Genomic DNA, 13,325 nt, shown 5'->3' with positions numbered 1-13,325 from the left:
ATTTGTTAGAAATTATGTCCCAGCCTCTTTTTAACACATAAAGTATAAATCGATAATTTATGGTACTATTTTAATTAATAAGTGAAAAAGGAAAGTAACTTAATTTATATAGGAGTGATCATAAATGAAAAAACAATTACAACAATTATCGGCATATCAACCTGGGTTATCACCGCAAGCACTTAAAGAAAAATTTGGTATAGAAGGTGAGTTATATAAACTAGCATCGAATGAAAATTTATATGGACCATCACCTCGTGTAAAAGAAGCAATTGAAGCGCACTTAGATGAGTTATTCTACTATCCGGAAACAGGCTCTCCATCATTACGAAAAGCAATTAGTAAGCATTTAAATGTTGATGAATCTCGAATTTTATTTGGTGCAGGTTTAGATGAAGTAATACTTATGATTTCTAGAGCAGTTTTAACACCAGGAGATAAAATTGTGACAAGTGAAGCTACTTTTGGACAATATTATCATAATGCGATTGTTGAATCAGCTGAAGTTGTAAAAGTACCGTTAAAAAATGGCGGATTTGATTTGGAAGGCATTTTAAAAGAGGTTAATTCTGATACCTCATTAGTATGGTTATGTAATCCTAATAATCCTACAGGTACATATTTTAGTCATGATGAATTAGAGTCATTTTTGGAACGTGTTCCAAGTCATGTGCCAGTCTTAATTGATGAAGCGTATTTCGAATTCGTCACTGCTGAAGATTATCCTGATACATTAAAACTACAAGAACGCTTTGATAATGCATTTTTATTAAGAACATTTTCTAAAGCATATGGATTAGCAGGTTTACGTGTAGGATATGTTGTGGCAACAAATGAAGCCATTGAAAAATGGAATATCATTCGTCCACCATTTAATGTGACACGAATTTCAGAATATGCAGCGATTGCAGCATTAGAAGATCAAGATTATTTAAAAGAGATTACTAGAAAAAATGCAAAAGAACGTGAAAAGTTCTATAACATTGAACAAAGTAAACACTTTTTACCTAGTCAAACGAACTTTGTATTTGTAGTAACAGATAAGCCACAAGCATTGTATAATGAATTATTAAACGTTGGCTGTATCACTAGACCTTTTCCTAATGGAGTACGTATTACAATTGGATTTGAAGAACAAAATAATAAAATGATTGAAGTATTAAAACAATTTAATTATTAAACTAAGGAAAAACCTTTAATTGCGATTCATGACGAATTAAAGGTTTTTTGCTATACTTTGAAAATGTGCAAAAGATAACTAAGGAAGTGATAGCATGGCACGTAAATCTATAGCAATAGATATGGATGAAGTATTAGCAGATACTTTAGGTGCAATTATTGAAGCAGTTAATATTGAAACTAAATTAGGAATTACAATGGAATCGTTACATGGTCAGAAATTAAACCATGTGATTCCTGAACATGATGGGTTAGTAAGAGATATTTTAAGAGCGCCAGAGTTTTTTAGACATCTTAAAGTGATACCACATGCTCAAGAGGTGGTAGAAAAACTTAATGAGCATTATGATGTATATATTGCTACAGCAGCAATGGATGTACCCACCTCATTTCATGATAAATATGAATGGTTACTAGAATATTTTCCATTTTTAGATCCACAGCATTTTATTTTTTGTGGAAGAAAAAATATTGTTAAAACAGATTATTTAATAGATGATAATCCTCGTCAGCTTCAAATTTTTGAAGGAGAACCTATTATCTTTACGGCTGCACATAATATAAATGAAACACGTTTTAAACGAGTGAATGGCTGGAAAGATGTAGAAGCAATGTTTTTAAATAATAATTAAAGTAAAAAGGTATGTATGAAGCTTGAAGCATTCATACATACCTTTTGATTATTATATAGTTGTTATTTCTCATCATTCGAAAAAGTAAGGATATTGATTGCTTTAGGTAACACATCAATGGTGATAGGTGTTTCTAAATTAATTTCTCCATCAATATCTACTTTCATATTTGGTTCAGTGCGTAATGTTATGTGAGAACCTGGAATATGATTAATTCCTTCGGTAATTTCATTCCAATTCATGCTATCTCTTTTTTTGAAAATATCGTTTAAAATACTAAAACTTTGTTGTTCAAATATAAAACTATTTAACTTTCCATCTTGTGGAGAAAGATCTGTAAGTGGAATGCGACTGCCACCAATATTAGGTCCATTTGCTATCACTAGCATAGACGTATTTCCTTTATATTCTTTGTCGTCTACTGTCAATGTATAGTCAAAATGTTCGGGATTCATGAGTGTTTTTACAGTAGAACCAACATAACTTAATTTTCCAAAGATATCTTTACGTCCTTCTTGAACATTTTCAGCATTTTGCACAATAAGTCCTAGTCCGACAAAGTTAAGTACATAATTATCATTTACTTTCATAACATCATATGACTCAATATGTGAAGACAACAATTGCTCACTAGCTTTTTTGAAGTCAGGATTTAAGTTTAATGTTTTAGTAAAATCATTAAATGTTCCTCCTGGAATAATACCTATAGGAAGATCTAGATCATATTTCATCACACCATTAATCAATTCGTTAACTGTACCGTCTCCTCCCAATATAAAAACGATATCAATATCATTACTATAAGTATGATCTTTTATTTCTTTACAATATCTTTCAATGTCACCCTCATTTTCACTTAATTGTATTGAAAGATGCTTACATAACTGAGTTAGTGATTTAGCGACTTCTCCCAATCCATCATATATATCTTTAAGCCCGCTATGTTCATGGTAAAATAATACCCCATGATTATACTGTTGCTCCATAGTTAAACCTACTTTCATTTAAAATGATATTATAAATATTTACCCTGAATTTTATAATTTTAAATATATAAGTAAAAAAATACTTCTAGATGTCATAACTAGAAGTACTTTTTACTATTTTGTATTTAATTAGTGAATACCCTTCATAGCTTTTGTAATCTTAGGTGAGAAAACTAAAATGATAAGAGTAATAACAATAGCAACGGTACCTAAGAAAATAAAATAATTCGTTTGACCAAGTGGTTTAATTAATTTTACTAATGTACCATTAATCGCTTGTGCTGAAGCATTTGTTAATAGCCATACACTCATCATTTGAGCATTAAATGCTTTAGGTGCAAGTTTAACAGCAGCACTATTACCTGTAGGTGATAAACAAAGTTCCCCAATAACACAGATTACATATGATAAAATAACCCAGTTAACTGAGAATTGTGTATGTCCATAACCTAAACCAACTAATCCAATTAGAATGTATGATAAACCTGCTAGTAATGTACCAATACCAAATTTAATAGCTAAAGAAGGTTGCTTTTTACCCATTTTTAACCAAATCATAGAAATAACGGGTGCAAATAATAAAATAAATAATGGATTGATAGATTGGAACAAAGCTTCCCCAAATCGAGTTGTCCAACCAAATAAGTTGAGTTGCATGTCAGAACGTTCTAAACCATAAATATTTAAAACGTTAGAACCTTGTTCTTGAATTGACCAGAATAACATACCTAAAATAAATAAAGGTATAAATGCTTTAACTCGAGAACGTTCTACATCGGTAACGTCTTTACTACGAAGCATAGTTGTAAAGTAAATGATTGGTAAAGCTACTCCAAGAACTAATACAGTATTACTAATTAAATCGAATGAAAGGGTATGGGTATAATATGTAACTAATAATACGATAATCACAATTGCTACTATGATACCGATAATCATTCCATATTTACGCTTTTCTTCTTTAGATAGTGGGTTAGTAGGTTTCATTCCAACACTACCTAAATTCTTTCTATTAAATAACAAATACCAAACAAGACCTAATGCCATACCAATAGCTGCTAGAAGGAAGCCACCATGGAAATTACGTATATCTACAAAATGTTGCAGTATAATAGGTGAAATTAATGCACCTAAGTTAACAGACATATAGAAAATAACGAAACCTGCATCAATACGTGTATCATTTTCAGGATATAAACGACCTACAATATTTGAAATATTAGGTTTCATTAAACCTGATCCGATAATAATAAAGAACATTGATGAGAATAAACCAAATAAAGCAAATGGTAAACTTAAACAGATATGTCCAATAATAATAAGTACAGCACCTAATAAAGTAGCACCACGTGTGCCTGTAATTCTATCAGCAATCCATGCGCCAGGAATAGAAGACATGTAAATAAGTGCTCCATATACTGACATAATCGACATTGCTGTAGTTTGATCAATACCTAATCCATTTTGGTGTATTGCGAAATACATATAAAATATGAGCATCGCACGCATACCGTAGTAACTGAATCTTTCCCAAAACTCTACGAAAAAGAGCACACCTAGTCCTCTAGGATGACCGAAAAATCCTTTCTGTGGTATTGATTGAATTGTTTGTTCATGGGAGTTATTTGTTGCCATTAACATCCCACTCCTTTCTTTCCTAATATGACTGATTACTATGTAAATAAGATTGTACAATTACATCTCACAAGAATTTCTTAAAAATATAAATTTTTAGAATTTTCAGTCAAATAAAATATAATAACTTATAAAAATAAAAGTTTTTATTGCTCATGAACTTATATCTTTATAAATTTTAGCGATAATATTAAAATACGCTTTAATTTAATAAATCGCAATAGTTTATTAAAAAAATCTAGAATAAAAATGACTCCTTTTATATTACATTAGTAAAAATAAAAGGAGTTAAAAAACATGTTATCGATTGTCTATTTTTTCAGGATACATATCGTGATTCATTAAACGATGTTCGGCCATCTTTTCATATTTAGAGTTTGGACGACCATAATTTGTATATGGATCTATTGAAATGCCTCCACGTGGCGTGAACTTACCCCATACTTCTATATAATGAGGATCCATTAAGTCAATTAAGTCATTCATGATAATATTCATACAATCTTCGTGAAAATCACCATGATTTCTAAAACTAAATAAATATAATTTTAGTGATTTTGATTCTACCATTTTTATATTTGGTATATATGAAATATAAATTGTAGCAAAATCGGGTTGTCCAGTGATAGGGCAAAGAGAAGTGAATTCTGGACAATTAAACTTTACAAAATAATCTCTTCCTTGATGTTTATTATCAAAAGTTTCGAGTACTTGAGGTGTATAGTCAAATTCATATTTATTATTTTGATTGCCTAATAATGTAATATCTTGTAATTCTTCTTTATTGCGACCTTGTGTCATAATTTTCCTCCTAATTGTTAGATGTATTAGATTGTCTACGTGCTTTTTCAAACATAAAGTAACTAGCGCCAATAATGATGATATAACCTATAAATGCATAGAAATCTGGTGTTTCTCCGAATAATATAAAGCCAAATAATGCAGTAAATAATATAGAAGCATACGTAAAAATAGAAATGTCTTTTGCTGGAGCAAAACTATATGCTAATGTAATACCAATTTGTCCTACTGCCGCTGATAATCCAGCTCCTAATAAATATATAATTTGTAACTTTGTCATCGGTTCATATGTTGCAATAGAGAATGGAATAAGAACGATGACTGAAAATAATGAAAAATAAAATACAATAGTATAAGGTGCTTCACGTTTACTTAATGCTCGTACACAAGTATATGCAGATGCAGCGAAGATACCTGAGAATAAACCGGCTAAAGAAGAGAACATAGTTGAAGAAAATTCTGGTTTAACAATGAATAACATACCAAAAATAGCAATTAACATAGCTATAATTTGATACCTTTTAATATTCTCTTTTAAAAATATTAAACTTAATAAAATAGTCCAAAAAGGGTTAAGCTTCATTAAAGTATCAGCATCACTTAACACCATGTGATCAATAGCGTAAATATTTAGTAATACCCCTATAAGACCTAACGTCGATCTAGTCATTAAAAGGGGTTGACTACTCATTTTACCCAATATAGGTTGCCTATATTTTATTATGAAAAATAATGGAATAAACATGGCTACCAAATTTCTTGCTAAAGATTTTTGAAATACAGGTAAGTCTCCGGCTAGTCTAAAAAAAACAGACATAAAGCTAAAACCAATAGCAGAAATTAAAATAGCAATAATACCTTTTACCTTAGGATTCAAAGCATATCTCCTCATTTATAAAAATTTAACGTCTATATATTAGCATAATTTATTTGTGGATGCATAAGTACTTGCAAAGATAAAAAAGAAAAACTATAATGATAACGAACATATGTTCTTAATGCGATTAAATATACTCTAAATTTTTAATTCGTAAAATAGAAATTCATTCGGCTTTTAATATAAAAAATGAGTTATTTTTTTAATAAATGGTTAGCAATATATTATGATTTACATTCTTATGTACTAGAAATCCCGAATGAATAAGGTTTAGTAATGGTAGGCAAAAAATCAAGTGAAATACCTTAAAAAAACTAAAATAAAATTTTCTTAGTTTTTAATATAGCTATGATGCACCTTTAACCGATTTCACGAACATTTGACATCAAATATTAACTTTTAATTAGGGTATCATTTATGTATAATGAAACACAGAATATAGTGTTGGGTTTTGAATTGAGACACAATATGTTGTGTTTGAGGAAAATAGAAAGATTGTATGAATAATTCATTTTAGTAGCAATTTCACACTTATTTGGATTAGTTTTTTCGGAATCTACACTATTTACATGAACGATTTATAAATAATGATTTTTAAAGATTAATAATTAGAAACACAATATGTAGTATTAACTTGATTAAGTTAACGAAATGATATTCGTTCTAAAAGTAAGTTTTCTTATAAGACTAAGAGAACTTCTTTTTAATTAATAAGATTGTCGAAAGAGGGCGTTCCTATGAAAGTAGTTTATTTCTCTTTTTCAGGAAATGTACGAAGATTTATAAAACGTAGTGAAATTAAAAATGTATTAGAAATCAATAAAGACAATTGTAAGGATAGAATAGAAGAACCTTATATTTTAGTTACAGGTACAATTGGTTTTGGTGAAGTTCCTAAGGAAGTACAGTCTTTTCTAGAAGTTAATCATGCCCATATACGTGCTGTTGCTGCTAGTGGTAATCGTAACTGGGGACAAAACTTTGCGAAAGCAGGTCGAACAATTTCTGAAACATACCATGTGCCTTTATTAATGAAATTTGAGGTTCAAGGTACAAATAAAGATGTTATCGAATTTAGAGATAAGGTGGGGCATTTCAATGAAGATTATGGACGAGAAAAAGTACAATCATATTGAACTAAACAATGAAGTAACTAAACGTAAAGACAATGGCTTTTTTAATCTTGAGAAAGATCAAGAAGCTTTAAACGTTTACTTAGAAGAAATTAGCGATAAAACAATTTACTTTGATAGTGAAATTGAACGTTTACATTACTTAGTAGATAATCATTTTTACTTTAATGTATTTAAGAAGTATAGCGAAGAAGATTTAATAGAAATTATCGAATTCGCAAAATCTATTAATTTTGAATTTGCTAGTTATATGTCTGCAAGCAAATTTTATAAAGATTATGCTTTAAAAACAAATGATAAATCTAAGTACTTAGAAGACTATAATCAACATGTTGCCATAGTTGCTCTATATTTAGCAGATGGTAATAAAGAACAAGCTAAACAATTTATTTTAGCGATGATTGAACAACGTTATCAACCTGCTACACCTACATTTTTAAATGCAGGACGCGCACGTCGTGGAGAGCTTGTTTCATGTTTTTTACTAGAAGTTGATGATAGTCTAAACTCAATTAATTTCATAGATTCTACTGCTAAACAATTAAGTAAAATTGGTGGTGGCGTGGCTATCAATTTATCTAAATTACGTGCACGTGGTGAAGCAATTAAAGGTATTAAAGGCGTAGCTAAAGGTGTATTACCTGTAGCAAAAGCATTAGAGGGTGGATTTAGTTATGCTGATCAATTAGGTCAACGTCCTGGAGCTGGAGCAGTATATTTAAACATTTTCCATTATGATGTTGAAGAATTCTTAGATACTAAAAAAGTAAATGCCGATGAAGACTTACGTCTATCAACAATTTCCACTGGTCTTATTGTTCCATCTAAATTCTTTGATTTAGCTAAAGAAGGTAAAGACTTTTATATGTTTGCACCTCATACTGTAAAACAAGAATATGGAGTGACATTAGACGATATTGATATTGAAAAATATTATGATGAACTTGTAGCTAATCCTAATGTTCTTAAAAAGAAAAAAGATGCACGAGAAATGTTGAATATGATTGCTCAAACACAACTGCAATCAGGCTATCCATATTTAATGTTTAAAGATAATGCGAATAAAGTACATGCGAATTCAAATATTGGTCAAATTAAAATGAGTAATTTATGTACTGAAATTTTCCAATTACAGGAAACGTCAATTATTAATGACTATGGAATTGAAGATGAAATTAAACGTGATATTTCATGTAATTTAGGTTCATTGAACATAGTGAATGTAATGGAAACGGGTAAATTCAGAGATTCAGTACATACTGGAATGGATGCATTAACAGTAGTAAGTGACGAAGCAAATATTCAAAATGCACCAGGTGTGAAAAAAGCAAATAATGAGTTACATTCTGTAGGTTTAGGTGTAATGAACTTACATGGCTATTTAGCGAAAAATAAAATTGGCTATGAATCTGAAGAAGCCAAAGATTTTGCTAATATTTTCTTTATGATGATGAACTATTATTCAATTGAACGTTCTATGGAAATTGCTAAAGAACGTGGAGAAGCATATCAAGATTTTGATAAATCAGATTATGCAAGTGGCAAATATTTTGATTTTTATACATCACAAGAGTTCGTGCCACAATTTGAAAAAGTAAAAGAATTATTTGCTAATATGCAAATTCCTACATCAGAAGACTGGAAATTATTACAACAACAAGTACAAGAATATGGTTTATATCATGCTTATCGATTAGCTATTGCACCAACTCAAAGTATTTCATATGTTCAGAATGCAACTAGTTCGGTCATGCCAATCGTAGATCAAATTGAACGACGTACGTACGGAAATGCTGAAACATTTTATCCAATGCCTTTCTTATCACCTGAAACAATGTGGTACTATAAATCAGCATTTAATACTGATCAAATGAAACTTATAGATTTAATTTCAACAATTCAAACACATGTGGACCAAGGGATTTCAACAATTTTATATGTTAATTCTGAAATTTCAACACGTGAATTGTCACGATTATACGTATACGCACATCACAAAGGATTGAAATCTTTATACTATACACGTAATAAATTATTAAGTGTTGAAGAATGTACAAGTTGTGCAATTTAATTAATAGTGAAATAAATATTTAGAGGAAAGATTAAATTATTCTCATAGAGAAGCATTTTAATCTTATCCTCTTAAATAATGTAATGGTTAATAAATAGAGGAGGATTTTATTAATGAAGGCCGTCAATTGGAATACTCAAGAAGATATGACAAATATGTTTTGGCGTCAAAACATTTCACAAATGTGGGTAGAAACAGAATTTAAAGTTTCAAAGGATATAGCAAGTTGGAAGACACTAACAGAGGATGAAAAAAATACGTTTAAACGTGCTTTAGCAGGTTTAACTGGATTAGATACACATCAAGCGGATGATGGTATGCCATTAATTATGCTACATACAACGGATTTACGTAAAAAAGCAGTTTATTCATTTATGCAAATGATGGAACAAATTCATGCTAAAAGTTATTCACATATTTTTACAACGTTACTTCCATCTAGTGAAACAAATTATCTATTAGATACTTGGGTAATTGAAGAGCCTCATTTAAAATATAAATCTGATAAAATTATCTCTAATTATCATAAACTTTGGGGAAAAGAAGCCTCTATTTTTGATCAATATATGGCAAGAGTTTCAAGTGTTTTCTTAGAAACGTTCTTGTTCTATTCTGGTTTCTATTATCCACTTTATCTTGCGGGTCAAGGAAAAATGACAACTTCTGGTGAAATTATTAGAAAAATTTTACTTGATGAATCAATTCATGGAGTTTTTACCGGTTTAGATGCTCAAAGTTTACGTAATGAGCTATCAGAAAATGAAAAGCAAAAAGCTGATAAAGAAATGTATAAATTGTTAGAAGAACTATATAAAAATGAGGTCTCATATACACATATGCTATATGATGATATCGGTTTAACTGAAGATGTATTAAATTATGTACAATATAATGGGAATAAAGCTTTATCAAACTTAGGATTTGAACCTTATTTTGAAGAAAAAGAGTTTAATCCTATTATTGAAAATGCATTAGATACATCAACAAAAAATCATGACTTTTTCTCAGTAAAAGGAGACGGCTATACATTAGCACTTAACGTGGAAGCTTTACAAGACGAAGATTTTATTTTTGAAGATTAGAATAATAACTAATTTTAGAAAAACTAATTGTAGAATCATCACTGCAATTAGTTTTTTTAATTTCTCTATAAAAAATAAAAGAATATTAGTATTACTATTGAAAAATTTATTATGACAATTTAATATATAGTTAAATGATAATCATTTTCAATGGAAATGGTATATATACTAAGGAGCATTACGAATGAGGTTTCTATTCAAAGGTTATACATTATTAATCATTTTAGTGATATTAAGTATACTTTCTTTATTTATTGGCGTAAGTCAATTATCAATAACTGATCTTTTTCATTTGTCAGATAATCAGAAAAATATTTTATTTTCTAGTCGTATTCCTAGAACTATAAGTATTCTTTTATCTGGAAGTTCTCTTGCTTTAGCAGGACTAGTTATGCAACAGATGATGCAAAATAAATTTGTAAGTCCTACTACAGCTGGAACAATGGAATGGGCAAAATTAGGAATATTACTTTCACTCATATTTTTCCCAAAAGGTCATATATTGATCAAATTGACTTTTGCAGTTGCATTAAGCCTAGGAGGAACATTTTTATTCGTTAAACTAATCAATTTTATAAAAGTGAAAGAAGTTATTTTTGTCCCGCTCTTAGGTATTATGATTGGTGGCATTGTTTCAAGTTTTACCACTTTTATAGCATTAAGAACGAATGCACTACAAAGTATTAATAATTGGTTGAATGGGAATTTTGCTGTTATTACAAGCGGCCGTTATGAAATTTTATATTTAGCTATTCCTTTATTAATTATCGCTTATATATTTGCCAATCACTTTACGATTGCTGGAATGGGCAAAGATTTTAGTCATAATTTAGGTGTTAAATATGAACAAATTATAAATATTGCGCTTTTAATCACTGCAACATTGACAGCATTAGTTGTCGTGACAGTTGGAACATTACCATTTTTAGGTTTAATTGTTCCTAATATTATTTCAATGTATAGAGGCGACCACTTGAAAAATGCATTACCTCATACATTAATGCTAGGTTCTATATTTGTATTGTTTTCCGATATTATTGGTAGATTAATTGTTTACCCTTATGAAATAAATATTGGTTTAACAATAGGAGTATTTGGAACGATTATTTTCTTAGTTTTATTGATGAAAGGTAGAAATAATTATGCAAATTAGTGCTAATAAAAAAATATTAATTCTCTTTCTTTTTACGATTTGCATGGCTGCTTTCTACTTACTAGTAGGTTTGGATTTTGAAATTTTTCAATATCAGTTTGAAAGTCGAATAAGAAAATTAGTTTTAATTTTACTTGTTGGTGGATCTATTAGTACGGCAGTTGTTATTTTCCAATCTATCACTGCGAATAGATTACTTACTCCTTCAATTATGGGATTAGACTCAGTTTATTTATTTATTAAAGTCTTGCCTGTGTTCTTATTAGGTACACAAGCCAGTGTAGTGACAAATACTTATTTGAATTTTCTTCTAACTCTCGTAGTGATGGTTCTTTTTTCTTTAGTATTATTTCAAGGCATGTTTAAATTAGGACATTTTTCGGTTTATTTTATTTTACTTGTTGGGGTAGTATTAGGAACATTTTTCCGTAGTATCACTGGATTTATTCAACTTATTATGAATCCAGATGACTTTTTAACCGTTCAAAGTGCGATGTTTGCAAGTTTTGACGCTTCTAATTCTAAACTTGTTCTTATTTCAAGTATACTTTTAATTATTTTAATTGTAATTGCTTTTATATTAAGACCTTATTTAGATGTGTTATTACTAGGGAAAGATCAGTCTATTAACTTAGGTGTATCATATGAAAAAATGACAAAACTTTTATTAATTTTAGTGGCTTTATTAGTATCAATATCTACTGCTTTAGTAGGTCCTGTTACATTTTTAGGATTATTAACAGTCAATTTAGCGCATGAATTCATGAAAACATATGAACATAAATATATTTTACCCGCAACGATTCTTATAAGTTGGATTAGTTTATTTATAGCTCAGTGGATTATAGAAAATATGTTTAAAGCTACCACTGAATTTAGTCTTATTATAGATTTAGTTGGAGGTATTTACTTCATATACTTACTTATTAAAAGGAGGAATGAAGATTGATTCAGATTAGAAATTTAGATAAAAAAATTCAGAGTAAATCTATTTTGAAAGATATAAATGTTGATATACAAAAGGGTAAGTTAACCTCTTTGATAGGTCCAAATGGAGCAGGAAAAAGTACACTTCTATCAGCAGTAAGTCGATTATTTGAATATCAGAACGGTACAATTAATATTGAAAATAAATTAATTGATGATTATAAAAGTGATGAATTAGCAAAAAAGTTAAGTATTTTAAAACAAACAAATCATACTGATATGAATATCACTGTAGAACAGCTTGTAAATTTTGGGCGTTTTCCTTATTCAAAAGGTCGAATGAAAAAAGAAGATCATGAGAAAGTTGCATATGCCATTGATTTACTACATCTAAGGGAAATCAAAGATAGAAATATAAAAACACTATCTGGAGGACAAAGACAACGTGCGTATATTGCTATGACAATTGCTCAAGATACAGAATACATTTTGTTAGATGAACCGTTAAATAATTTAGATATGAAACATTCAGTTCAAATTATGCAGATACTTCGAACATTGTGTCGCGATTTAAATAAAACGATTGTTATTGTACTCCACGATATTAATTTTGCATCTTGTTATTCAGATTACATTGTTGCACTAAAGAAAGGTGAAATTGTTAAATCTGGCCCAAAAGATAGTATAATTGAAACAAATGTGTTAAGAGATTTGTATGAAATGGATGTTCATGTAGAAGAAATTAGAGGCCAACGTATTTGTTTATACTATGATGAGGTTATCTTTTAAAATGAGATAAATATTTTTATATTTAAAGGGGTGATGCTTAGAAAATATAAAAGAAAATAG

Annotated in this window: 12 protein-coding genes; 8 read left to right on the top strand and 4 right to left on the bottom strand. The window is 29.3% G+C overall.

Annotated elements, in window-relative coordinates; genetic code table 11:
• Nucleotides 1-124 precede the first annotated feature (124 nt).
• Both hisC and HMPREF3131_RS09995 read left to right on the top strand, forming a co-directional pair.
• A complete protein-coding gene (gene hisC, locus HMPREF3131_RS10000; protein WP_017175950.1) occupies nt 125-1,180 on the top strand; it encodes a histidinol-phosphate transaminase in 1,056 nt (351 codons plus the stop codon).
• A gap of 94 nt (nt 1,181-1,274) precedes the next feature.
• Nucleotides 1,275-1,811: a 5' nucleotidase, NT5C type gene (locus tag HMPREF3131_RS09995; RefSeq protein ID WP_017175949.1), complete on the top strand. Its 537-nt coding sequence runs from the start codon at nt 1,275-1,277 to the stop codon at nt 1,809-1,811.
• A 62-nt stretch (nt 1,812-1,873) separates the two neighbouring features.
• On the opposite strand, the gene HMPREF3131_RS09990 is transcribed toward HMPREF3131_RS09995, so the two are convergent.
• The 4 genes from HMPREF3131_RS09990 to HMPREF3131_RS09975 form a co-directional block, all read right to left on the bottom strand.
• Nucleotides 1,874-2,797 carry a diacylglycerol/lipid kinase family protein gene (locus tag HMPREF3131_RS09990; RefSeq protein ID WP_017175948.1) on the bottom strand — a complete coding sequence of 308 codons (924 nt, stop codon included), beginning with the start codon at nt 2,795-2,797 and terminating at the stop codon, nt 1,874-1,876.
• Between the two features lie 129 nt (nt 2,798-2,926).
• Nucleotides 2,927-4,432 (bottom strand): S-Cys-Gly-3M3SH uptake peptide MFS transporter, encoded by a 1,506-nt coding sequence (locus HMPREF3131_RS09985; protein ID WP_017175947.1) that lies wholly within the window; start codon nt 4,430-4,432, stop codon nt 2,927-2,929.
• 300 nt (nt 4,433-4,732) lie between these two features.
• The gene (queF, locus tag HMPREF3131_RS09980) at nt 4,733-5,233 is read right to left on the bottom strand and encodes a preQ(1) synthase (RefSeq protein ID WP_002449091.1); all 501 of its coding nucleotides are present in this window, start codon (nt 5,231-5,233) and stop codon (nt 4,733-4,735) included.
• Between the two features lie 10 nt (nt 5,234-5,243).
• Complete coding sequence (locus HMPREF3131_RS09975) at nt 5,244-6,110, bottom strand: DMT family transporter (protein WP_002449096.1); 867 nt, start codon at nt 6,108-6,110, stop codon at nt 5,244-5,246.
• Nucleotides 6,111-6,847: 737 nt separating this feature from the next.
• Between HMPREF3131_RS09975 and nrdI the strand changes: the two genes are divergently transcribed.
• The 6 genes from nrdI to HMPREF3131_RS09945 all read left to right on the top strand — a co-directional run bounded on the left by nrdI (nt 6,848) and on the right by HMPREF3131_RS09945 (nt 13,265).
• A complete protein-coding gene (gene nrdI, locus HMPREF3131_RS09970) occupies nt 6,848-7,246 on the top strand; it encodes a class Ib ribonucleoside-diphosphate reductase assembly flavoprotein NrdI (protein WP_017175945.1) in 399 nt (132 codons plus the stop codon).
• Nucleotides 7,209-9,314, top strand: coding sequence for a class 1b ribonucleoside-diphosphate reductase subunit alpha (gene nrdE / locus HMPREF3131_RS09965; RefSeq protein ID WP_049415428.1), 2,106 nt, complete (start codon nt 7,209-7,211; stop codon nt 9,312-9,314). Before nrdI ends, nrdE begins: the two co-directional genes overlap by 38 nt.
• Before the next feature lie 113 nt (nt 9,315-9,427).
• Nucleotides 9,428-10,396, top strand: coding sequence for a class 1b ribonucleoside-diphosphate reductase subunit beta (gene nrdF, locus HMPREF3131_RS09960; protein WP_002455627.1), 969 nt, complete (start codon nt 9,428-9,430; stop codon nt 10,394-10,396).
• Nucleotides 10,397-10,580: 184 nt separating this feature from the next.
• A complete protein-coding gene (locus HMPREF3131_RS09955; protein ID WP_017175943.1) occupies nt 10,581-11,549 on the top strand; it encodes an ABC transporter permease in 969 nt (322 codons plus the stop codon).
• Nucleotides 11,539-12,498, top strand: coding sequence for an iron chelate uptake ABC transporter family permease subunit (locus HMPREF3131_RS09950; RefSeq protein WP_002449066.1), 960 nt, complete (start codon nt 11,539-11,541; stop codon nt 12,496-12,498). The genes HMPREF3131_RS09955 and HMPREF3131_RS09950 overlap by 11 nt, the downstream gene beginning before the upstream one ends.
• Nucleotides 12,495-13,265, top strand: a complete 771-nt coding sequence (locus HMPREF3131_RS09945; protein ID WP_017175941.1) for an iron ABC transporter ATP-binding protein — start codon at nt 12,495-12,497, stop codon at nt 13,263-13,265. Before HMPREF3131_RS09950 ends, HMPREF3131_RS09945 begins: the two co-directional genes overlap by 4 nt.
• Nucleotides 13,266-13,325: the final 60 nt, after the last annotated feature.

The organism is Staphylococcus sp. HMSC14C01, from assembly GCF_001808085.1.
GTDB lineage: Bacteria > Bacillota > Bacilli > Staphylococcales > Staphylococcaceae > Staphylococcus > Staphylococcus hominis.
This window is presented reverse-complemented; position numbering and strand designations above follow the sequence as displayed.